This is a genomic window from Saccharopolyspora gregorii, assembly GCF_024734405.1.
GTDB lineage: Bacteria > Actinomycetota > Actinomycetes > Mycobacteriales > Pseudonocardiaceae > Saccharopolyspora_C > Saccharopolyspora_C gregorii.
Genome location: NZ_CP059556.1, coordinates 4,938,152 through 4,963,211 on the forward strand (window position 1 = coordinate 4,938,152; position 25,060 = coordinate 4,963,211).

Consider the following 25,060-nt stretch of genomic DNA (forward strand, 5'->3'; position numbering starts at 1 on the left):
GTCGCGCTCGAAGTTGTCCCGGTTCACCTGCAACTCCGCGGGGAAGTACCTCCGCACGAACCGGTCCCGGCGAGCCGGATCGTCCGCGAAGGTCTCCCGGGAGATGACCCTCGGCCGTCCGGTGGTGTTCGGCGGGGCTTGGGCCAGATCGTCGTTGAGCTGGTCGAGCAGGGCTCTCGTGTGCTCCGCATCGGACCGCGACGATTCCGCACGCAACGTAGGAACAGCACGAGCACCCGAACGCCGCGGATTCACACCAGAACGACGCGGATTGGCCCCATCCGGACCGTGGACGAGGTCATCGGCGTCGGTGGGCCCGTCCACCGGGGCGGTGATCTGCGGCAGTATCCGATTCTTCGGTGCTACGGCAAACCAAATCGGACGCGGGCCCGACGGCAGCCTTTCTTCCGGCAGATTCAAATGGTTGAGAACACCATCATCATCCTTGTGGAAGAACGTCGCCTGCGACCCATCGATCACCAGGCCGGTCGAACCGTTCGGCAGTTCCGCGAGCCGATCGTTGAGCTCGTCCCAGCTATCAGCGTTCCGGAAGGACATCTCGGCCGTCTGCCAGAGCTCCTGTTGAGCATGGCCGCGTCTGACCGCACCACTCGGCTCCGCCCGGAATTTCTTGCCCTGCCCAATGGTATTGATGCCCTGTAGTGCGACGTTGAGGCAGTTGGTCCGCCTGCCCCGAGCGGCCAGCACATCACCGGGATCATCGTGCTCAGCGCTATTGACCGACAACGCATCCCGGTATCTCTCGTGGAGCGGCCCGAGCTCCGCACTGTTGAGACTCCCACTCGACAGCACCCGCACCCCGGTCCGGGCGACGGGGACGCCCTGCGCCAATACGTCACCATGTACAGGAACAGAACGGCTTGCCGGCAAGCTAAGATCGGGCCCACGTTCTCCGGCCGAATCACGGGGGAACGAAGTGAAGACCTCGGTGGTTCCGTCAGGGCGCTCGGCTCGGACCGTGCGGTTCAGGTGAGTCGCCACCAAACGGCCAACCAGCTCGTCAACCGCCCTCCCATTCACGGATGGCCCCTGCAACAGAGCCTGTGACAACAGCCCCACGGCCCCGTCGATCCGGTTCTGGAGGGTGAACTTCGTGGCCGGCTGCTCGGAGAACGAAGCGCCCTTAGGCTGCGTTTCCGCATTCGCCTCCGACGCGAACAACTCAATTCCGGAGCGAACCGAATCCTCCCGCAACTGCTCAGCCGTGACCTCAGTATCGAGAGCCGACGCCACCCGCCGATAAAAAGAGTCCCCACCGATTACCATCGACGGCTTCCTGGTATCCAGGTAGGTCTCGGCGAACAATTGAAGATTTCGCATCATGGTCGGCGCCTGCGGGGATAGTGCCGCGTTGTGCGCCACGATCGTCTTGGGGTTGAAACTCTTCCCGTCACGCCCGACCGAGCCCTCGGGATCGATCGGCATCCCGATTCGGACGCCCCGCAGCGCCGAATGCTCGCTGAAACGCATCGGCATCGAGAGAGCACCGTGGACCGTGTTCCGATTCGCCCCACCCAAAGCCTTGAAGTCGGCCTTGCTGGGCGTGATCCCCCACGGGTCGGCGTTGTCCGCACCGCGTTCCTGGTAGGCCTTCTGGTACCCCTTGATGCTCGTGTCCTTCGTCGCAGCCCGGGGCGTCGAAGACTTCCCACCGCTGTCCACGCTGGCCTGCCAGAACCTGGTCCGCAGCGCGTTGGTGTCGATGTGGGTCTGCGGCAGCTTGCTCGTGGTCTGCCCATTCTCATACCAGGTACGGGCAATCCTGGTCATATCCGTTTCGATGGCGTTGTTGACGAAGCCGGTCAAGAACGGCACATCCCGGACCGGATGCCCGGCAGCGGCGTTGACCTTCGCCTCTTCGACAACCTCCTCCTTGGTCCGGTTCCTGATCTCCGGAGCTTCCCTCGTCTCCTGCTCTCGATCGGCCGCCGCCGCCTGCTCAGCAGTGTCGTAGGCCTGTTCGTACCGGCTGTCGTAGTACTCGGAGAACTCTTTCGCGTTCTCCCGGTTGAGCTTTCTGGCAAGCTTGTCGAACTCACCCGAACCGTCACCAAAACCGAACTCTTCTTCCGCACTTCCGACGGACTGCCCCTTCTTCAGCAACACGGTCGCATCGACGTACAGGTTCGGCTCTGGCGAATACGGCAACAAAGGATGGTTGGCGGCTTGCCGATCTCTGGCCATCATGTCGGCGAGGATCTGATTCCGGAATTCCTCGTGCAACGCTACCCGATCACGCCGGATATCCTCGATCACCCTGGTAATACGATCCATATCGCGCGATAGTTCTTCGCGCTCCCGATTCTCCTCGGGACGCAACGAACGATATGCTTCTGATGCCTTTTTCAGATCAGCCTCGAACGATTCAACCACATCATCGAAGACATTGCCTGAACCGATCCGATATCCACCGGACATCATCAGCGGACGACTCGATGGTAGTTCCCGCTCATCCGTCAGCGATTCAGCCGTGGCGGAACGCAAGATACCGTCGAAGTGGTTGAACACATGCTCACCGCTCAATGCGGATCGCCGCCCGGTATCAAAATCCTGGAACGAGATGTACGGATGCTTTCCGTCATCGACCATGGCGGCTACGATGTCCGCGGTCGCCCCACTGCCCAACGTCCTGTTCCGCAGATCTCCGTACGGCACACCCAGGCCCGCATTGCTCTTGCCAGGAGCGAAAGTACCGATGGCAACGAGAGCAATCGGAACATTGAGCCGTTCGACGGTACCCTGCTCCGCCTGAATCGCCTCGCGTACCTGCGATTCCTCATCACTACGGTCGTTCCGGTTTTTGTTGATCCCGTTTACACCTAAGACGATCGCAATCCGACCATCCATATTCTGAGCATTCTCGGTGATCTTCGCGACTACCTCGGCCAGCTTGCCAAGATCGCGCGCCGGAACGATGGCATTTACCACGAAGGAAACCGGCCGGTCCTCATCGACGCTCTTCTGAAGCGCACCGAGGTAGTCCTCACGGAAATCCTGACTCATACCAGGCCGGTTCGCCGTCACCATGTCGCGGAAACGGGAGTTGACGACCGTGGGGTACTCGTCGGATACCGTGTACTGGCCACGCGATTTCCTGGGAACAACATCGCTGTTTTCCCTGCTCAATACCGCCGACCGCTTGCGCTTCCCCAGTGCCGCAGCACTCGGCGCGCGCGCTACATCATCATTCGAGGGTCCGCGCCGGGCATCCGCGGGGTCACCGGCCGATGACTCGTCTCGCTGAACGTTGTCGATGTCCGCGGGGCGATCCGTCCCGCTGCGGGCGTTCGGGTTGGTCCCAGCGGCCGGTTTCGGTTGGAACGGGCGAATCGACCTGAGCTCTTGATCGCTGTATCGGGTCTCTTCGTGGACCTCGATGAATTCGCGACCGTTCTTCAGGTAACTGCTGGCATAACCGGCGTTGTTGTCGGCGTGCGCCAGGGTGCTCGGCGCCACCATGTCCCGGGCGGCGACGATGGGGTTGAGGAAACCAAGCTCACGAGCTCGTCCCGCGGCGTCCCGGAGAACTGTCCCGGGGCCTGGGGGCTGCGTGTCGGCGAACCCGGTTTCGGTGTTCTGAGCCGCGTGGCAGAAGAGGAACAGCAGTTTGCCGTTCGGGTTCGCCGCGTACATCCGGCGGAACGCTTCTTGCTGGAAGAGGTAGCTGATCGCGGTCGCCCCGGTCATGTCCACCGTGATGGCGCGACCGCCGCGCTGGAGCGAGATTTGAGCGACTTGGTTGTTGCCGCCGTAGTTCCAACCGTGGCCGCTGAAGACGAGCGGGCCCGCCATCGCCTGGACCTGAGCGCCGGTGTGCGGGTTGGTGAGCGTGGTCGGGGTCGGAGCGAACGGACTGGGAGCCAGCCGGCCGATCGGATCGCTCGTGTAGAGCTTCTGCACGCTGTCGCTGGTGATGTACTTCCAGAGCGTGTCTTCGTTCGGGCGGGTTCGCAGCACGTGGTGCTTGTTGTCGACGTCTTCGGCGAACTCCTGGTCAACCGCGCGCCCGTCGCCCACCAGCGTCATGCCGTTGGCTCGTTCCCACCCGGCGCTGCGGGTGGTGAGCGTCGTGGGGTTGCCTTCGTCCACGGTGAACTGGACGTCGCGGCGATGTGATCGCCCGGTCAGCGGCACGTCCGCATCCGGGATGGAGGAGGCAGCCGGGAGGAAGTGCTCGAAGAACGCAATGTTGTTGATGTTGCCCGGCGAGTACTGCTGGGTGGCACTCGGTACGGCAACGGATTGTTGTTCGATCCATCCCTGGTTGTCGGACACGCCGAACCGGCCATCCGGAAGTTGGGACACCGGTCCCGCTGGAGTCGCGTACGAGTACCAGGAACCTGTCTTCACCATGCCCTGGTTGAATTGGCCGAGAAGCTTCTTGTTCGGGCGCAAGAAGACGAACTTGAAGTCAAAATCAACCTGCGAAAGGTGGTTGAGGGCCTTGAGGTTCCTCACGAACTTCGCGATGCCGGCGCCGTCAATGCTGACCTCGGAGCCGTCCCGCAGCCACACTGTCGAGAACCGGCCGGAAGCGTCGGGCTCGAGGTCGTCGAGGACGAAAACCTTGCCGTGCGCGCTGGTGTTCTGGGGGCGGCTGGAGTGCTGCGCTGCGTGAGCCGGTGTCTCCCCGGGCATCGTCTTGATCGTCCTGAATGGGCCGCTGCTGAGATCAAAATCGCTCTCACGCGTGAACGCGATACCCGCGGTCCCGGGTTGACTGCCTCGCATCCACGAGTAGCCGAGTTCTGCCAATTTGACCCGGACCTTCTGAGGACCGCGCAACGCCACCACGGTCACGTCGGGATCCACGAAGTCCGAGTGAACCTGAACCACACGACTGGGACCCGGTCGTGCCGGGGCGCGTGGTGGCTGCCCGGTGGGCGGCGTGTGCTGGTCGCGTTGGCGCGGTGCCGGGGTGTGGTGGCGGGGGCGCCGATGGCTGCTCTCGCCGTCGCTGCGCGGACCATGAACCAGATCGGTACCTTCGGTCGACGCGTCGAGCGGTGCGGTGATCTGCGGCAGGACCCGTCCCTGCGGCACCGGGGCGAAAAAGATCTCACGCGGCCCGGACGGCATGTCGCTGAACTTCAGCCCCTGCGACGTGTCCAGCGGGTGCAGAAGGCCCTCGCCATCCTTGTGGTAGAGCGTGGCCTCCGGTCCGTCGAGTACCAGGCCGAACGAATCGTTCGGCTGCTCCGCGAGCACCCGATCGTTGACCTCGTTCCAGCTACCGGCGCGCTGGAGGGTGAGTCCCAGCTCGCCCTCGATCCGGGAGCGGCTGACCGGACCGCTCGGATCGGCCCGGACCAGCTCTCCTCGCGCGAGGGTGTTGATGCTCTGCACCGCGGCGTTGAGGCAGTTGGTCCGCCTGCCGGCAGCGACCCTGGTATCGCTCGGATCGTCGAACTCCGCGCTGTTGACCGACAGCACGTCCGAATAGCGCTCGCGCAGGTAGCGCGCCTCCGACGCCGGGCCGTCGAAGGCGGTGCTCGACACCACCCTCGTCGACGTGGTCGGGATGTTCCCGGCTTGCGAGCTCGGGTGAGCGGTGTCGTCCGACCGCCGCGCGGAAACGTCGTGCTCACCGCGCTGATCCCGTCGCTCGCCGCGCGTGGAATCCGCGTGCACGGCGTCGTGCGCGGGGTTCGGGGTCGACCGCGACGACGTCGCCGCTACATCGCCACCGTCTTCACCCGGCGTCTCGCGGGAGGAGCCGGAGTCCTGGACAGGCGACTGCCGTGCGCCGCCGTACCGCGAGATGCCCTCGGCACCGTCGAAATCGGTGTCATCCGGTTCCGATGAAGACAAGCCGGGCGGGTTCTGATACCACTCCGTGGGCAACCTGAGGGAATCGAACCGACCGGATTGGTTCAGCGACCGAGAACGGAGGTAGGAGGCGATCCCGTTCAGATCCTCCTCGCGGAAGGTGACCACCGTTCCCGTCTTGTCGCTGGGTGTCATCCTCACCGACACCTGCTGCCCGGAATCGTCGATCTCCACGGTGAACGTGTGCGTTTCCCGCAACCCCGGCCTGGTGTAGACGAATTCCCGCACTCGTCCGTCGTCGCGGACGTGCACGGTGGCGGAGGCATCGCTGAAGTCTTCGTAATAGGCGCTGCGCATCACATCCTGCTCGAAGCTGCGTCCGAACGCCTCGAACGCCTCCGCCACGCTCATCTCGGCGCGCTGGTCCTGGATGAGCTCGTTGGTCTCCTCTTGGCCCAGTTCCTGGGCCTCGACCGAAATGATCGTGAGCCCGTCCTCGACACGACGATCCACCTCGGTGTACCGGCTCGGTGCCAGCAACACTTCCGACTGCCCGCTGTTGACCTCCGGGGCGTTGTCGGGCCGTCCCCGAAGCTCCGGCGGATAGGACATCGCGATCATCAAGTGCGACGGCTGCGTCCTGATCTCGAAGATCGCGTACCGCGAACCGCCACCTTGGTGCCGCGTCCACTCCCGCACCATCGCTGGGTCGAACGACGTCGACGAAGGCAACCGATCGACGAAGGTGTTCGCCTCGCGACTGCCCGCGTCCATCTGGATCGCCCGGTACAACGTCACCGGGCCCCGTTCCGTCTCCCCGGCCCGGAGAGCACGGGCGTAGTCGTAGAAGGTCGCCACGTCACGTTGGAGAGCGTTCAGCGTCAGCCCACGGGAAACGACGCGTCCGCCCTCCCCGCGGTGGCCGGTGAACGGCGTGCCACCGGCCACGTCGACCAGGAACAAGAACAGATTTTGGTCACGGGCCACCTGCCTCAGATGAACGTCCGCCATCCGACCGGCCACGGCCGACTCGGCACGCACCGCGGCCTGATGACCGAAGCTTCGGGCGTCGGCCACCGCGATGACGGCGCCGTCTCGATTCAGGTCCGCGACCAACGAGGCCGGCGCTCGTGACGGCGTTGGTCCCGTCAGGTCGCCCTCGGGCGTTCGGCTCGCGAGGGCGTTGAGCGCGGCGTCGGTCGTCGTGCCCTCAAATGCCGGAGTCGGCTGCACGTCCGTTGCGACGTTGCCGCCGTCCTCATGGGACGGTTCTGGCCCAGCCGCCAGGCCACGGCCAGTCGAGTGATCGACATCGCCGTGCCGATCCACGACGCGGGACGACGCGAAATCGCCTGTCCCGCCTACCCGTCCAGGTACTCGCGCGTCCTGGGTGCTCCTGGACGACGCGGGGATCGAGTCGGCGTGGTGGTCCGGCCGCGGGGTCCCGGGCCGGTTCGGTGGCCGGACCTGGTCGTACTCCCCGGTCGTTCGGGGATCGGTCCGCGCGAGGTGCTGCACGCTGCGGTGCGGCTCCTGCATCAGACGGGGAAACTGGTCGAGCGGAATTCCGTCTGAGGTTCCCACCGGTGAATAAACGGGCTTCAGCTGTTCCTGGTTCGGGGCCAGCTTGGAGAACCACACGTCGGGAGAGTCGTTCGACGGGAAGCTCCAGTTCTGTCCGTCGAAGAGCACCACGTCATCGCCGCGTTGATGCACCGAGGAGAAGTGCCCGGGCTGTTCCCCGCGACCGATGAAGATCAACCCGATCGGGTAGCTGAGGTCCCGGCGGTCGCCGTCGTGCTCGAACTTCTGCTTGAGGATCGACGCGTACGCCTGAACATCGGCGTACCCGTTCGGCTGGTACCGCATCGGCGGCAAACCGGACTCCGGCACTCGGTTCAGATCCACCAAACCGCTCGGCCCGGCCACGAACTCCTCAGCCCGATCGGGGTAGAGGTCGGTGTTCAGCGACTGGATCGACGTGGCGAGGCAATTGGTCCGGAACCCCAGTTGACCGTTCGCATCACGATTGTAGTTCTGCTTGTTCACCCGGAGGAATTGCTTGAAGTGCTTAGCCTTGAAGTTGAAATCCTCGACCAGGTCGCCCCCGAAGGTCTCCGCCGACACCACTCCGGGAAGTGCCGCCGAGGTGACGGGTCGTTGTGATCCGACGCCTCCGAACGAGTTCACCGGAGTGCGCTGGGACATGGTGTCGTCCCGCACGGGCCCTGGCTCGTCGGTCCGAGGGACGCTCCGGGGCGGCGCGAGTTCCTGGTCGGTGTCGTTGCGCTGCGGCTGCGGAACCGTGGACTCGGGCCGAGCTTGTTCGCGACCCGCCGGAGCCTCGGTTTCGGTGCGCGGGGGCTCGGCAACGGACAGGTCCGGAGCCGGGACCGACAGCGGATCGGTGCGCTCCTGCGGTGCCTCCCGCTCCAAGGTCAGGTCCGGACCGGAGTTCTCCGCGAGCGACGATTCGCTCGCCTGCTCCTGCTCCTGCGTCGAATCGCCCCTGGCCAAGTCCTGGCGCCGGGTGCCCGGCCCGCCGCGGGTCGCGCTGTTCGCCGGTGCCGACGCGGCATCCCGGTGGGCAGCCGACGTGGTGGTCGTCTCGCCGCGGCTACCCGGAGGCATCGCCGGGCTGGTCATGACCTGTCGACCGGAGTCCTGCTGCTCCGCCACCGGGCTCCGCGCACCGGGCTGCTCGTTCTCGGACTCGGTGCGCCGCGGAGCATCCTGCTCCAGGTCGCGAACCGGCTGTTCCGCCGGACGCTGGTCCGGGTTCGGCTGGCCCGGATCCTGCCGGGCGACGTCCGGATCCACCGAGCTCGGCCGGGCCCCCGAGTCCGGGCCGGTCCCCTGCACGGGCTGGCCCTGCGGCGAGAGCTGCTGCTCGCCGGTCACGTCCCCCTGGGACCGCGGCACGAACGTGTTGAACCCGAGCAGCCCGCCGTCCGGGCCGGTGCCCTGCTGCGGCGCGGTGCCGACCGGCTGGTGGGTAGTGGCGGGCTGCTGGGAACCGACCGGCGGAGATTCGGCACCCGGTTGCCGCGACGGATCCGCATCGCCTCGGGGCGGCGTGCCGACCTCCTGCTGGGGAACCTGCTGTTCGCCCGGCGAGCGGCCCGGCACGCCGAGCGGTGGTGCCTCGGAGTCGTGCGGCGTCGCGCCGCTCTGGCCCTGCCCGCTCTCCTGCCGCGGCGCGTCGACCGGGGAGTGGTCTTTCCCAGCGCCCTCTCCGGCAACGGGAACGCCCTCCCCGGACGGGTGCTGCGCGGGATCGACCGGCGGTGTCTGGCCACCGATCTGCTCCTGGCCACCCGGCGAGTCAAACGCCGGAGGCGGCGTCTGCCCGCCCATCGGCACCTGGCCACCTTGCGGGGCGTGCGCCGCAGGCGGCTCCACCTGGCCGGGCGACTGCTGCGGAGCCGCGGTGTAGGCCGGAGGAGGCTCCTGCCCTGCCACGGGCGCCTGCTCGGGTTTCGGCGTGTAGGCCGGGGGCGGTTCTTGCGCGCCCACCGGCGACTGCCCTGGGACCGGAGCCTCCCCCTTCCCCTGCGCCTTCCCCGTGGACGGGGAATACGCGGGTGGCTTCTCCGACTTCCCCGGCGATTGGTCTTGCGGCGCCTCCGATTTCCCAGGTGGCTGCTGAGGGGCCGCGATGTACGCCGGGGGCGGCCCGGCGGACTTCTCCGGAGGAGGCTGAGGCGACGGGTTCTCCGACTTGACCGGTGGCGGATCGACGAGCCCCGGCGAGGGCTTCTCCGCGGGCGGCCGGCCGCCGTCCCCCCGTTCCTCGGGCAGCGGCTTGCCGGGGAGGTCCACCGCGGTGTCGAGGTCAGGCGAGTCCGGGAAAGAATTGCCGTGCTGGTCGTAACCCAGCTCGCGCTTCTTCTCGACCGCCCAGTTCTGCATGATCTTGGTGATCGAGCCGAGGGTGGTGCTCGAGATGTAGGTCCCCAGTGGATCTCCGGCACCGCCCGTCAAGGACGCGACGACCATCTCGACGGGGAGCTCGCCCAGGAACTCGAGGTGGGACCCGCCGTACCAGGTGTGGGAGAGCTCCTTGCTGAACTGGTTGTAGCTGGCGCCCTTGTAGAGGCCGCTGATGAGGAGCCCCGCGGAGAATCCCGCCACCCAGGAGACGTAGAGCGCCTCGCCGTCGATCTTGTCCTTCTTCTCCTGCGCGATCGTGATGACCTGCGGGAGGCCGCTCTGGACGATCTCCTCGTTGCCCTCCTCGAACCCTTCCCAAGCCATGCGCAGCCAGCCGTTGAGCGACCCTGCCATCTCCTTGCCCTGGTCGACGATCGCCTTCAGCGTCATGCGCCCGGCCATCAGGCGAGAGGGCAACAGGAAGGGCCCCCACGGCGACGCCATGATCATGGCGATGTCGGCCATGATGAACGCGGCCGTGGTGTAGAACTCGTACCAGATCTCCTCGCCGTTCACGCCGAACATGTCGACGCCGTCGGCGGCGTTGTACACCGCGCGGACCTGGTTCGGGACCTGGTTGGTCAGGTTCGAGCTGTAGTTGCGGATCGCTTCGGCGGTATCGCCCTCGACGCTGTCCAGCGCGCCCGCCGAGAGCTGGTTGATGCCGTTCGCCTGCTGCTGGTAGCTCTCCGCGTGCGAACGAAGCTCGTCCGAGAGCGAATACATGTGCGACGACTTGACGTCCAGCGGGTCGATGCCGGTCGTGATCCACGCGAAGACGTCAAGGCTCACAGCTCAGCTTCCTTCCGAACGAACAACGACTACCGACGCCGGTCCACCGTCCAGCAGGTGCGGGCGGCGACGACCGGACAGGCGGCCAACCCGGGGAGAACCATCACGAACCGCCGTTCATCGGAGCGCCTCCGATGAACGGCGCACCACTCGTCCAACGGGGGCGGAAGAATCCGCCTCGACAGGTGCTCCGCGCACCGTCAGCGAGTTTCGGGGGCGACACCGGGATCCGGCTCGTGCGCTACCTGGAAACTGGATTCGGCGGGCGCTCCGGGCGCCGACGGCTCCGTCACGAGAGCAGGTGTCCACTCGGCCGCCTCGCCCGGCTTCTCGCTCCTGACGAACTGGGATGCTTCGTGGAAGGGCACCGAGGCCGGTTGCACCCCCGGCTCGGTGACCTCACCGTCGAGCCCTTCACCACCGTTGGCGAGCACACCCACGGCACCATCCGGATCACCCGACTCGTCGAACTCCGAGCCGCCCGAACCGACTGGCTTCGTCACGTTCATCTGCTCGTTCTTGAACAGGACGGCCGGTGAGAGCGGCACGGGCTCCCCGCCCGGTGGCGCGGGCTGCTCCGGTGACACGGGCTGCTCCGGCGGCGGCTGCGCCACGTCGGTCTCGCTCTGCAAGTTGTAGGTCAGCTCGTCAGCGCTGTCCCGGGAGTCCCCGTACATCTGGCCGTTCTGGTGCAACCCCATGCCGATGTGCCCCATGAGACCGCTGAGTCCCTCGATACCTCCGGTGTAGGACGCCATCCCGTCGTTGAAGGTCTGCCGGAAATCCTGGCCTTCCTTGTCGTTGCCGAAGCTGTCGGAGTACCGGAGCATGATGTCGCCGGCGCCGGAATGCAGGTTGTTCAGCAGGGTCTGCTCGTCGTAGTAGCCCTGCCCGCTGCGGCCCAGCCGCTCGGGATCCACCCAGAACGAGTCGTTCATCGGCGCATCTCCTCGATCCGCGCGGCCCGGCGCCGCTGCGTCTCGGCGACCACCGGCGGAAGCTGGGGCTCGGCGGCGGCCAGGGATTCAGCGCTGACGTCCCCGCTGAGCACGGCTTTGGCGTTGAGGCCACCGGGCATCATCGGAGCGATCAGCTCGGCCATCTGCTCGGTCGCCTTCTCCCGGGCCGCTTCGATCGTTTTCGTGATCAGCTCGGCCAGCTCGTTCTTGGGGAGCTTGCGATAAGCGGCGGTGGGGAAGTGCAGATCCTTGATCACTCCCTGGTTCCCCACCGTCACCGACACCTCCCGCCGGGGCGAAACCGCGGTGGCCGAGAGCTCAGTGATCCGCCGCTGCATGTCGCCGAGGTTGGCGCTGACACGTTCGTACTCCTCGCGCAACATCTCGATGCTGCGACGATCCACATCGGACACAAAGACCTCCTGAATACGACTACTTCACATGGAACCCGACCCGCGCGCTGCCACCGGGCGGCGCGGAACCCATCCGGGAACACCGGGCACCCGGTCTGCCCCGACGGGCGCGGCTCACCCCACCGAGGCGAGCCCGGCGCGCACCGATTCGGCCTGCTGCCCCAGCCCGGCCAGGTCGGCGAGGGTCAAGGTGCGGGAAGCGGCCGTCCGGGCCAGCAGCCGGGAGAACTGGTGGGCGCCGTGCACCGTCGGATCGCCCGACTCCGCGAGGCGTGCGTGCACCGCGTCGCACACCTCCTCCGGCACCTCGTGGCCGCGCTCGCGCAGGTACCGGACCGCGATCGCCGCCAGTTCGGCGGTGGAGTAGGCGCCGATCTCCCACCGCTGACCGAAGCATTCCGCCAGCTTGGGCGCCCGCGCGAGCACCACGTCCAGGCTCGCTCGGGTGCCGGTGAGCACCACCACCGACTCGGCGGTGTGCTCGCGCAGCGCCGCCTGGAGCGCTTCGGCCTCCTCCGGCTGGGCTTCCCCGGCCGCGTCCGCGTCGACCACCAGCACCCCGCCGCGGGCGTCCTCGAACACCTTGCCCACCAGGCTCTCCGCCTGTCCGGGCCACTGTGGACAGAGCTCGCCTGCCAGCGAAACCCGCACCAGCTGGCCGGTTCCGACCAGCCGCAGTTCGGCGAGCCCCTGGGCGTAGAGCCGGGCGAGCTCGGAACGACCGCTGCCGCGCCGCCCGACCAGCACCGCGTTGCCGTGCTGACCGAGCGCCCGACGGCTGTTCTTGCGCTCGCACAGCGAGACCAGCGCCGCGCCGACCGCCTGCCGGGTGCCGTCCATCCCGCTGAGCTCGGAGAGCCGTCGCCACGCGTGGGTCGCGCGCAGCGCCGAGCGCGGGTCGTCGGCGGCGTCCGGTGCTGCCGACTGCTGGGACGGGAGCTGCTCCAGCATCGCGGTCTGCGGGGCGATGTCCGCGGCGGTCAGGCGGCTCAGGTCGGAATCCCGGGCCGGTGGGCGCTGGGCGAGCCGCGAAGCCTGGAGACTGATCATCTCCTCGAAGAGCTTGCGCGCCACGCGGCCGTTGCCGAAGGTCTCCCCCTTCGGCACGCGGGTGAAGTAGTTGGTCAGCTCGTCGATCGCGTCGTCGGTGAGTTCGTAGTAGTGCTTGCGGCACAGGTTGCTCGCGATGGTCACCAGTTCCTCGACGCTGTAGTTCGGGAACTCGATGGTCCGGGTGAACCGGGAGGCCACGCCGGGGTTGGACTCGAGGAACCCCTGCATCAGCTCGGAGTAGCCGGCGACGATGACCACCAGCTCGTCGCGGTGGTCCTCCATCATCTTCATCAGCGCGTCGATGGCCTCTTGGCCGAAGTCCGGGCCGACGCCACCGCTCTGGGCGTTGAGGGTGTAGGCCTCGTCGATGAACAGCACGCCGCCGATGGCCTGGTTCACCAGCTCGGTGGTCTTGATCGCGGTCGAGCCGATGTACTGGCCGACCAGGTCGGCGCGGGCCGCTTCGATCATGTGGCCCTTGGACAGGATGCCCAGTTCGGCGAGGACCGCGCCGTAGAGCCGGGCCACGGTGGTCTTGCCGGTGCCGGGTGGACCGGCGAAGACCAGGTGCCTGCTGATCGGCGGCATCGGCAGGCCCTTCTCCTGGCGGACCTGGGACATTCGGATCAGGTTGATCAGTCCGCGGACCTCTTGCTTGACGCCTTGGAGGCCGATCAGCGAATCGAGTTCGGACAGCGGGCCGTTCAGCTCGGCGCCGCTGGCCCCGAGCAGCGAGTCGTCGGCCGCGGTCTCCCCGGGTTCGGGCGCGGAGCGGTCGGCCTCGTGCGTGCCGCGAGCAGACCGGGGCGAGCCCGTCGGGACCTCGGTCACCAGGTCCCGCACGGTGATCCGGCCGTCGTCCTCCGGGCGCCGGACCGCGACCCCGCCGCTGCCCTTGACCACGCACCGGTGCAGGGAGACCGGTTCCGCGGTGTCCAGGTGCGCGCCGTCGCCCGCGCTGTCGAGCACCTCGCACTCGTCCAGTCGCGCACCGCCCCCGGCGGTCACGTGCACGCCGTGCCCTCCGGCCGAACGGATGCGGCAGCTGCCCGCCTCCACCGAACCACCGCCGGTGATCAGCACGCCGTCGGCGAGCGCCTCGACGATCTCGCTGTCGCTCATCACGACCTGGGCGCCCCCGACGCGCAGACCACCACCGCGCAGCAGCGCCGAGGTCAGCTCGGCCCGGCCACCGGTGAGCACGACCGCCGCGTCGGTTCCCGTGGTGAGGCGCGTGTCGGTGAACGCGGCCCGCGCGGACTCGGCGAGCTCCACGACGGCGGAGGTGCCGGTCTCGATCGACGCGTTGTCGACGACGACTTCACCGGTGCCCGTGAGCAGCAAGCCGGAACCCGAGTCGGCGGTGGCCCGGAACTCGGCGAAGTGGGAGCGTGCCGAGGAGGACAGCCGGGCGATCGCGTCGGTCGTCCCGCGCACCGCGGACTTGTCGAACCGGGGCTGGGCTTCACCTTCCACGACGATCCCCACCCGGGAGTCCTCGACGACGCACTCGAGGAACCGGGGAGCGGCCCGCCCGGTCACCTGCACGCCGCAACGGGCGGAGGAGAACGTGCACCCGCGCAGCACCGGCCGCGCGGTCTCGGTGACGTACGCGGCCTGGCCCGCGGCCCCGGAGAACCGGGAATCCGAGATCTCGACCGAGCCACCGCCGGTCAGGTAGAGGTCGACGTTGACCCCGTCGCGGACGTCGAGCTCGGTCGCCTTGAGGGTGCCCTGCTGCTCGACCACGAGCGCGGGCTTGGCGGCCTCGGTGATCGTGCCCCCTTCGAGCACGCACCGGCCCCGCCCGTTGACGCAGATCCCGTTGCCACCCGGACGTCGCACGACGAAGCGGCGCAACGTCAACGCGCCGTCCTCCCCGACCACCACGGCCGAGGAGGCCACGTCGGAGACCTCGCTGTCCTCCACCGTGCTGGCGGCTGAGGACGTGATCACGATGCCCGCGCCGCCGGTGCTGGTCATCCGGCACCCGCGCGCGGCCACCGAGCCGCTGCCCCTGGTCAGCAGGGCCGACCACGACGAACCGGCGACCTGGCAGCCGTCCAGCGCGACCTCGCCGCGCCGCACGTCGACCGCGGGGTAACGGCCGTCGTCGCAGACCAGCACCAGTCCGCGCAGCTGAGCGCCCTCGGTGTCGACGACCAGTGCGCTGCTCTCGGCGGCGTGCACCTCGACGGTGCCCTCGCCGTCCTCCGCGGTCAGGTTGACCATCCGGTCGACGACCAGGTTCTCCTCGTACCTGCCGGGCCGGATGCTGATCGTGGCTCCGTCGTGGGCCGCGGCGAGCGCGGCGCCGATCGAGGGGAACGCGCCCGGTCGATCTGCCCCCACCACCAGAAGTTCGCGGTTCATCGACGTTCCCCTCTCTGCCAACCCGTCCTGGAAACCGCTGTGCCGTCTTCTCCGCAGCCGGTCCCGCGGCCGGCACCGCCGCGGTCTCCCAGCGGTCGTCTCGCGCGGGCGACCCCGACGCCGCGCGCGGCCGGGGGCATCAGGAGCGGTCCCCGGGACGAGGCGACGGCTGTGATCGCACCGCCGTGCGAGGAGAGTCGGGGAACGGCGACCGCCCCGGCACCGCTACACCAGTCCCGGTAGCGCACCGAACCGGCCGCGCGCCGACTCGCCGACCGCGCCGCTGGGGCGGGCGTTCGCCCAGCGCTCGACGCACCGCCGCAGCGAGGTGCTCGCCAGCTCGTCCAGCGAGGCGCGCTCGGCCACCCGGCCCTGTTCGTCCACTTCGGAGCTCGCGAGCTCGCGCATCAGGATCCGTCCCCTGGTCCCGTCCGCGGGCTCGACGGTCTCCAGGACCTTGAAGCTGGTACCGGGGACGAACACCACGCGGTTGTCCGCGCGGTCGGCGTCGTCGGGTTCGAGCAGCTTGGTGCGCCGGGCGGTCATCGACCACACCAGCACGTCGATCTCACCGTCGTGATCCGCGCTGGGCTCGGTCAGCGCGTGGGTGAAGCCCCACTCGGTGACCAGGCGGCGCTGCCGGTAGAGCTCCCACTGCCCCGGTGTCGGCGTGCCGCTGAACACGGTGGCTCCGCGGTGCGAGGGCAGCTTGCTCAGCCCGGAGACCACGCATCGGGCGAAGGGGACGTGCGGTCCGTTCGCGGCGGTCCGCAACGAGCTGTCGATCGCCTCGCCCCGCGCGTTCAGGTAGAGGCGCACGGCCACGGTGTCGGTCAGCACGTCGGCCGAGGAGCGGGGGTCTCCCTGGAAACCCGGGTGCTCGGAGAGGATCCGGGAGACCGAGTGGGCCATGGCGTCGAATTCGCGGCTGAGCGTCCGGCGCAGCCAAGCGCGCTCCTCGGTGATGCCCTGGGCGGGCAGCAGCGCCGAAGCGTTGGGTTCCGGCACGGGTTGCGCGCGGGGTTTCGCGGGCGGAGTCGACCGGGCCGTGTCCGGGGCCGGGGGTTCCGGTGCCGATTCAGCCACGGATTCCGGCGCCTCGGTCGTGGCGGCGGGCTCCGGGCCACCCGGCGTCTCGACGCCGGGTGCGGGTGAACTCTCCAACCGGATCGGCATCGCCGAGACCGGTTCGGCACCACCCGGGGTCCTGAGCGGTGTGCCGACGGCCGGTCCGGGAGCGTCGGACTGCGCCGTGGAAACCGGAGCGGCCGTGGCGGGCTCGGGGACGGGAACCGGTCCGGGGACGGGGTTCGGGGCGCCGGTCTCCGGGACAGGGGCGGGAACCGGAGCGGGGGCGTGGTTCAGGGCGGGTGCGGGAACCGGGGCGGGAGCGGGGATCTCCCGGGCGGAAGCGCCCTCCCCGGGGTCACCGAACGCGGGCCCCGGCACGGGGCCGGGACCGACCCCCGGGATCGGAGCGGGCGCGAGTCCGCCGCCGGACCGGCCCGTCATGGCCGATGCCGCCACGAAGTCGGGCGCGGGCACCGAGACCGTCGACAGACCGGCCGGAGGCGGCGGGGAGGCCACCTCGGGCGGCTGGGCACCGGCGACCGGGGCGAGGAAGTCGGTGGGGGCCTCGTGCAGGGCGCCGCTCGGCGCGAACGCCTGGCCCGGCCCGGCGCCCAGCTCACCGCGGGCCGCTCCGGTGACGCGCGCGACGTCGCGTCCCAGTTCCGAGGCGGCCACCAGCCGGCAGCGAACGCGGGTGGCCGGGTCCAGCCGCGCCAGCACGTCCTCGGCCAGCATCCGCATCCTGGCCGCCAGTCGCTCGTCGGTCGCGTCGAAGGCCAGGACGTTGACCTCGGCGTCGACCGGCGCGGCACGCACCGCGACGGCGTTCTGCGCGTCCTGGGGCGGCCGGACCCACAGGCCCGACTGCACGACCTCCACGACCGCGTCCGGGGTGTACCAGTACACCGCCGGGGAGAGCTGCTCCAAGCCCTCGAACGGGGCGCGGTGGCTCAGCAGCGCCGGGGCTTCCCCGTGCGCCGCGTGCCCTCGGGGCACGTAGCCGATCTCGCGGGCGAAGGCGTGCCAGCCCAGGTTACCGTCCGGGCACATCGTGTAGATCTCCGGCGCGTGCGGGGAACCCACCGGCATCCCGGTGTAGCAGGCGACCCGGGTCTGCAGGAGGTCCGCGAGCGCCTGGCCCAGCGAGTCGCCTTCGGGCAGGTGCACCGGGCCGTACTGCACGAAGCGGACCCGGTCGCGCACCGAGGTGTCCAGCCGCCGCCAGAAGCGCACCACGTCGTCGAGCGAGAGCGCGGGCGCACCAGGGCAGCCCAGCACCACGGTGAGCACCTCCGGCTGGCACGGCATCCCGCTCGCCAGCCGCTCCCAGTGCCCGCTGAAGGCGGCGTCGCGGACCGTGGGGTGGATCCACACCCCGCCGGGCACCGGCTCGGCGACGCCGACGGAGCTGGTGGGCCACGCCTCGACCAGGCTGGAGTCCCAGAGGGGCCGCGGGAACCGCTTGGCCTCCCACTCCGGTGCCTTCCCCGGCCGGAACCGGACCCAGCCGCTGCCCTTCCCTGAATGCACGAACAGCGTCCCGCCGGTCCCCCGGAAGATCACTCCGTCCGGGGCCACCACGGTGCGCCCGAGGCGTTCCGAGAGCCACTGCCCGGCCAGCGCGGTGGCTTCCCGGGACCGACCGCCCACGACCAGCCGGACCCCGCGGCGCCGCTTGGGCAGCAGCGCGGCGACGGAGTCCCAAGTCGAGATGGGCATCCCGCTGGGCAGGTCGACGACCACCATCTCGTGTTCGGCGTCCGGAGCCACCGCCAGGGCCATCTCCTGGGCTTCGGTGGTCATCCGCCGCTCCGCGCACACCACGAGCGCGTTGCCCACGGTGTGCTTGGTCAGCGGCATGTTCGGTTCATCGCGACGGCGCCTGGTCAGCGGAGGCAGTGCGGGCATCAGCTGTTCATCCCTTCTCGCTCACGCCCATCGCGGCCCGGCTGAGCACCGGTCCGGTCGGGAGGGCGGCGAGCAGTTCGTTCGCGATCGGGCGCACCGGCGCGCTGCCGAAACCGAGGGCCTGCATCGATTCGTCGTCCGGCACCAAGTGCTTGGTGCCCTGGTCGGTGATCAGGTACCGATCCGGCACCCGCTGCCCGGGGGGAATCGGCAGCGCACCGACCACCAAGCCGGTTCCCGGCCGCACGTTGACCGCGCCGCCGGGCGCGGCGGCCTGGCGGGGCGCGGCGAGCACCACCTGGCTGCGGATCTGAGTTCCGGCCGGACTTTGGCGCAGGCAGAGCCCGTCCGCTCCGGCCTGCCAGCCCGCGCCGCTGAGGTCGGGGATCCGGTCGAACAGCGACCGGTCCGCCGAGCGGGGCGTCCCGGCCACCGCGGCGGCGCCGATCCGCTCCGGCGCCGGGTTTCCGGGCTGGGCGGCCAGCAGCGCGAACTCGGTCATGCTCAGCGGTGCCAGTCCGTCCGCGCGGAGCACGAACCGCTGGACCCCGCCGTTGGCGGCATGCTGTTCGAACAGCTGCCCCACCTGGCGCGGGATGCCGCCGACGGGCGACCCGGCGGACCCGGCGCCGTCGATCCGGGCCGGCTCCAGCACCGGCCCGTCCGGCACCGCGTCGAGCCACCACGGCGGAGCCGTGGACGGACGCGCATTGGCCATGCCCAGCGCGATCTGGACCGACGGATCGGCGAGCCGGTGCTTGCGGCCCTGCCACAGCAGGTAGTCGGTGCCGTCGACCGAACGCACCGGCAGGTACTGGTCGGCGGGCAGCTGCCGGGCGGTGGACGTCGGATCGAAGTCGAGGTTGAACTGCCCGGGGGCGGCTCCGGTGCTCGCCCCCGGCAGGCAGACCAGCCAGTGCGAACCGGCCAGGTCCTCGGCCGGGGGGAGCGTCTGCGGCGCGTCCGGGATGCCGATGGGGCCGCCGCGCGGGGCGCCCGCGAGGGAGGCCTGCGAGATCGTCTGCACCTCGGATCCCGCACCCTGCAACAACTTCGCCGAGGCGTAGTTCAGCGTCGGGTGCAGCACCCCGCCCGCATTGACGAACCTGGCCCCGGTCTCCTTCTCCACCACGATCGCGCCCTGGGCCTGCCACTTCTTGCTGCCGCCAGGGACGAAGAGACCGTAGACGCCGAACCCGACCGCGATCAGCAACGCGAGCACCACACCGACGATCAGCCCGGTCTTGGCCCGTTTGGCAGGAACCTCCGCGCTGGCCGGGTCGGCGAGCACCAGAGCCGAACTCATCCTGCCCATCAGGAACTGGTAGGCGTGGACGTGGTCCCGTTGGGTCTGCACCTGCTCACCCGGCCAATCCGCGCGCCCACGCGTAGAGCTCCAGCAGCTGGAACAGCAGCGGGAGCACCGCGATGGCCGTGCAGGTGTCGAAGATGTTCGCCAGATGTCCCCAGATCGGCAGCATCCGGCGGTGCAGCGGGCGCAGCGCTCCCAGCACCAGCGCCAACAGCACCAGGAGCACGCCGATCACGAGGACCGCGCGCCAGCCAGGGGTGAACTCCCTCGCGAAGTTCAGCACCACCAGGGCCAGCCCGCTGGTCCCGGCCACCACCAGCGACACTCGCTGCCAGGCGCTGAACAGCGCGCGCGAACGCAGCAGCACCGAGCACGCGAGCACGCTCACCAGCGCCCAGGGCGCCCACCCGGACTCAGCCATGATCAGCGGAAACGCGGCGACGAGGACGGCGGCGGCGCAGACCAGCGCGGCGCTGAGGTACCGGTCGGCGTTGCCGGTGCGGGAGGTGACCTCCTCGGCCTCGGCCGGGTCGATGTCCTGCTGGAGGTCCGTGGCGTTGCGCGGCAGCTGCGGTCCGCGCAGGAACGCCGCGCGAACGGTCACCTTGGGGGCGAACACCACGACTCCGAACACGATTCCGGCGAGCACACCGGCCGTCTGCCCCGGGCTCAGGCCGAAGCCGACGCCCAGCCACACCCCGCCGTGGACCACCGCGGCCAGCAGCAGGGCGGTCAGGAACGGACCGACCGGGATGGACCGATCGGCGAAGCGGTGCAGCACCAGCAGGAGGACCGCCGCGAGCGCCGCGCACCCGGTGCCCACGAGGAGGCCCGGCGGCGTCGGCACCATGCCGCCGGGGACGCCGTCGGCGGCGATCAACCCGGCGATCCCGGCGTAACCGCACCCGGCGAGACCGGTGAGCCGGACCAGCGCGACGTCCTTGGCGTTCTTGGCCAGCGGCACCGCACCGCAGGTGAAGAGCACGGCCAGTCCGGCGGCGAAGCCGGCGTGCAGCCCGGTAGGCCCTGCGCCGAGCAGGATCAGCGCGAGCACCCCCACGACCGCTCCCGAGAGCGCCTGGAACAAGCGCGGCCCGTACTCCGGCTGCCAGCGGTCCGGATGCTTCTCGACGCTGGTGGCGATCCCGTCGGCGAGATCGTCGAAGTCCAGCTGCGGAAGCGGGTCGGCGGCCGGGCGCAGGTGCAGCCGCTCGCCTTCCAGCCAATCCAGCGTCTCCGGGGTGCCGTCCGGGTCCAGCGGCGACTCGCCGAGCCGCTGCAGCACCCAGGAGCCCGGCTCGTCCTCCGCGGGCTGCCGCCGGGTGTGGCTGAGCAGCACCGGCAGCAGGTCGGCCACCGAGGTCGACACCGGCACCGCCAAATCGGCCTTTCCGTCCGGGCCGAACACCGTGACCCTGCACAGCTCCGCGGCCCTGGCGCTGGTCATCGGTTCTCCTTCCTGATCGTGCTCGTCGGCTGGGCCGCGGCGAATTCGTCTTCGACCAAACCGGTCTGGATGAGTTGGATGCCGCGCCGGGTGACCAGCTGGGCGCGGCCGGGCGGCAGCTTGCGCGGCTTCGCCTCCCCGATGAAGGTGCCCTCTTCTTTGGGGTAGGAGAGCAGCAGCGAGGGGGTGCCGAGTTCCCAGAGCCGTCGCAGCACCGGGTCCATCATCGCCCGCATGGCACCGGAAGTGCTCCTGGCGACCACCAGGTGGAGTCCGATGTGGACACCTTGCGGGATCATCGACAGCAACGGGTCCAGCGCCGACCCCATCCCGCCACGGGTGAGCAGTTCGTAGTCGTCGACGACCAGGAACAGCTCCGGGCCCTCCCACCAGTCCCGCTTGCGCATGCGCTCCGACGAGATCTCCGGGCCCGGCACCCGCTTCACCATCGAGGCGGCGATCTGCTCGGCGAGCCCGTGCAGCGCTTCGGAGTTGATGCCGAAACCGACGTTGTACTCGGCGGGGACCTCCTGGTCGAGGTCGCGTCGCGCGTCGCCGAGAACGATCTTGGCTTCGTCGGGACCGTAGCGCCGCTGGATCGAGCGCAGCGCCAGGCGCAGCAGGTTGGTCTTGCCGGTCGCGCCGTCGCCGAAGACCATCAGGTGCGGCTGCGCGTGGAAGTCGTGCCACACCGGCTGCAACCGCTGCTCGTCGTGGCCGATGCACATCCGGAACTCCCGTTCCGGGGCCGGCAGCTGCCGCGCGGGCAGCTTGGTCGGCAGCATCCGGACCGGCGGGGCGGGATCTCCCGGCCAGAACGCCCGGATCTCCTCGGTGACCGTCTTGGTCGCTTCGGAGAGGTCGTCCACATCGGAGCGCCCGTCCAACCGGGGCAGCGCGGTGAGGAAGTGGTAGCCGTCCGAGGTGATCCCACGACCGGCCTGGTTCGGCACGGTCGCGGCCTTGCGCGAACCGAACTCCGATTCCATCGAGTCGCCGAGGCGCAGTTCGAGCTTGGTGCCGAGCAGGTCCCGGAGCCAGGTGCGGATCTCCGACCACCTGGTAGCGGCCAGCACCAGGTGGATGCCGAACGACAATCCGCGCGACGCCAGCTCGCCGATCTTCGACTCCAGCTCCTGGAAGTCCTGCTTGACCGTGAACCAGCCGTCCACCACGAGGAACACGTGCCCGTGCGGATCGTCGATCTCCCCGCGCGACCGAGCCCGCAGGTACGCCGAGATCGACTCGAACCCGTGCTCGGCGAACAGGGACTCCCGGCGCTCCAGCAGCTGGGTCAGCTCGGCGATGGTGCGCACCACCCGGTCCCGTTCCATCCGGGTCGCCACCGAACCCACGTGCGGCAACCCGGAGAGCGACATGATGCCTCCACCGCCGAAGTCCATGCAGTAGAACTGGACGTCCCGCGGGGTGTTGTGCAGCGCGAGCCCCAGCACCAGGGTCCGCAGCAACGTGGACTTGCCGCTCTGCGGTGCACCGGCGATGCCGACGTGGCCCTCCGAACCGGACAGGTCCGCGGTCATAAGGTCCCGCGACTGCTCGTAGGGCCGGTCCACGACGGCCACCGGAACCCGCAGCGGGGTACGGCCACCGGTGGGCTCGACGGTCATGCCGCGGATCGGGTCCGGCACCACGCTGGGCAGCAAGCCGTCCAGGCTCGGCGCGGCCGACAGCGGCGGCAGCCAGATCTGGCGGGCGGGCGGCCCGGATCCCTTCAACCGTCCGATGAGGACCTCGATCAGCGACGGGGTGTCCTCGCCGGGCTCCTCTTCCTGGTTAGGCTCCGGTTCCGAGGCGTCCTGCTCCTCCCGCTGCCGGATCTGGTGCAGGCTCGGGTAGGGCTGCGTGCGGAAGGGGACGACCTCGGAGAACGCCCGCTCTTCCGACGTGGCCGGAGCCGCGCCGTCGCGCTCCGGGCAGGGCCCGGAGACGTAGGCGCCCTTGAACCGCACCAGCGTGGTGGTGTCGATCTTCAGGTAGCCGTTGCCCGGGTCGGACGGCAGCTCGTAGGCCTTGGCCTGACCGATCACGGCCCGCGACTCCATCGAGGAGAACGTGCGCAGCGCGATCCGGTAGGACAGGTGGCCCTCCACGCGGTGGATGCGGCCCTCGTCCAGCCGTTGCGAAGCCAGCAGCAGGTGCACCCCGAGGCTGCGGCCGAGCCGCCCGATGGACACGAACAGGTCCATGAACTCGGCCTTGCTGGCCAGCAGCTCGCTGAACTCGTCGACCACCAGCAGCAGGTCCGGGAACGGCACCAGTTGCGCGCCCCCGGCCCTGGCCTTCTCGTACTCGAACGACGACGAATGCCCGCTGGCGCGCAACAACTCCTGGCGCCGCACCAGCTCGCCGTTGAGCGCGTCCTGCATCCGGTCGACCAGCGGCAGTTCGTCGGCGAGGTTGGTGATCACCGCCGAGGTGTGCGGCAGCTCGTCCATGCCCAGGAACGTCGCGCCGCCCTTGAAGTCGACCAGCACCAGGTTGAGGATCTCCGACGAGTGCGTCGCCGCGAGCCCGGCCACCAAGGTGCGCAGCAGCTCGCTCTTGCCGGAGCCGGTGGCGCCGATCAGCATGCCGTGCGGGCCCATCCCGCCCTGGGCGGGTTCCTTCAGGTCCAGCTCGACGACCTCGCCCTCGGTGGTGACGCCGATCGGCACCTGCAACCGCGAGCGCTGCGCGGCGCGGGGCCGCCACTGCGCCGGCACGTCGAACGTGCGCGGATCGCGGATGCCGAGCAGCGTGGTCAGCTCGAAGTCGCTCTCCAACGGCTGGTCGACCACGTCGACCGAACCGCTGGTGCGCTTGGGCGCCATCGAGCGGGCCAGCGCCTCGGCCTGGACCAGGCTCAGCTGGTCGCGCCGGGCGGTGCCGGTGGAGTCCCCCACGGGGAAGCTCACCTCGTCGTCCTCCACCGTCAACCGGAGGACCTTGGCCCCGCCGGGCATCCGCCCGGACAGGTCCAGCAGCACGACGTTGCGCAGCCCGGTGTCGAGCAGCCGCGAGGACTCGGGGATCTCGGTCAGGTGCGCGACCACCACCACGAGCGGCTCGACCACGCCCGGGCGGCTGCCCGGATCGTGGTCGGGCCGATCGGTGATGTCCGCGCCGAGCACGTCCATCAACTCGTCGTGGTCGCAGGCGAACAGGCGCAGCGGGCCCGCCGCGTCGTGCGCGGTGGGGTGGGCGTTGTGCGGCAGCCACTTGACCCAGTCCCACTCGGGCTGGCACGTCTCGCCGGTCAGCACCGCCACCCGCAACTCGTCGGGCGAGTGGAAGGTGACCAGCTGACCCAGCAGGGACCGCACCAAACCGACCGCGCTTTCCTGCGCACCGGCGAACTCCACGCTGGTGAAGCTGCGCAGCCCCACCGACATCGGAATCCCCGACACCGTGGCGTAGGCCTCCTGGAACCGCCGCAGCGAGACCGCCGCCAGCGGTTCCAGGTCCTCGATCGGCTTGGTCGACGGTGCCGTGTACTCCACCGCCGCGGCCTGGGTGCCCAGTCCGATCCGGGCCCGGCCGAAGTCGTCCTGGTTCGCCCGCCGCTCCCACAACCGGGGTCCCGCGGCGATCGACCACAACCAGGACGGCGCCGGGTTGTTCCACACCACGGCCTGCCGCTGCTGATCCGCGGACTCCCGGGCCTTCTCCCGCAACTGCGCGATGTAGCGCAGGAAGTCACGGCGTTCGGAAGCCATCTTGCGCTTGCGTTCGGCCCCGTTGCGGCCGAGCTGGGTCAGCACCATGACCAGCATCGCCAGCGCCATGCCGCCGCCCATGATGTACATCATGGGCGAGCTGCTCCGCGACGAGACCATCATGATCATCGCCATCGAGCCGATGCCCATCGGCACGATCATGGCCACCGATCGGAAGTCCATCGCGGCCGGTTCCTCCATGACGGGAGGTTCCTGCAGCTCGACCGTGCCCTCGGGCATGTCCGGCCCCGTGGCGCGCGGTGGCCGCTTCACCGTGATGGTGCTCATGGTTG

8 protein-coding genes (1 of these 8 only partly in view) are annotated in these 25,060 nt (G+C 69.4%); all 8 read right to left on the minus strand.

Annotated elements, in window-relative coordinates; genetic code table 11:
- Positions 1-10,515, minus strand: the 5' portion of a protein-coding gene (locus H1226_RS21415) for a DnaJ domain-containing protein (RefSeq protein ID WP_258342249.1). Its footprint begins 22,326 nt before the window's first position; the window shows 10,515 of its 32,841 coding nt (coding positions 1-10,515); it begins with the start codon at positions 10,513-10,515; its stop codon lies beyond the left edge, outside the window.
- Between the two features lie 200 nt (positions 10,516-10,715).
- A complete protein-coding gene (locus H1226_RS21420) occupies positions 10,716-11,453 on the minus strand; it encodes a hypothetical protein (RefSeq protein WP_258342250.1) in 738 nt (245 codons plus the stop codon).
- Positions 11,450-11,887, minus strand: coding sequence for a YbaB/EbfC family nucleoid-associated protein (locus H1226_RS21425; RefSeq protein WP_258342251.1), 438 nt, complete (start codon positions 11,885-11,887; stop codon positions 11,450-11,452). Before H1226_RS21425 ends, H1226_RS21420 begins: the two co-directional genes overlap by 4 nt.
- Before the next feature lie 114 nt (positions 11,888-12,001).
- The gene (locus H1226_RS21430; protein ID WP_258342252.1) at positions 12,002-15,313 is read right to left on the minus strand and encodes a right-handed parallel beta-helix repeat-containing protein; all 3,312 of its coding nucleotides are present in this window, start codon (positions 15,311-15,313) and stop codon (positions 12,002-12,004) included.
- A gap of 225 nt (positions 15,314-15,538) precedes the next feature.
- On the minus strand, positions 15,539-18,292 hold the full coding sequence (locus H1226_RS21435; RefSeq protein ID WP_258342253.1) for a hypothetical protein: 2,754 nt from the start codon (positions 18,290-18,292) through the stop codon (positions 15,539-15,541).
- 7 nt (positions 18,293-18,299) lie between these two features.
- Entirely contained in the window at positions 18,300-19,649 is a 1,350-nt protein-coding gene (eccB, locus tag H1226_RS21440; RefSeq protein ID WP_258342254.1) for a type VII secretion protein EccB, read from the minus strand.
- A 4-nt stretch (positions 19,650-19,653) separates the two neighbouring features.
- Positions 19,654-21,051 (minus strand): type VII secretion integral membrane protein EccD, encoded by a 1,398-nt coding sequence (gene eccD, locus H1226_RS21445; protein WP_258342255.1) that lies wholly within the window; start codon positions 21,049-21,051, stop codon positions 19,654-19,656.
- Positions 21,048-25,055 carry a type VII secretion protein EccCa gene (gene eccCa / locus H1226_RS21450; protein ID WP_258342256.1) on the minus strand — a complete coding sequence of 1,336 codons (4,008 nt, stop codon included), beginning with the start codon at positions 25,053-25,055 and terminating at the stop codon, positions 21,048-21,050. The genes eccD and eccCa overlap by 4 nt, the downstream gene beginning before the upstream one ends.
- Positions 25,056-25,060 lie beyond the last annotated feature (5 nt).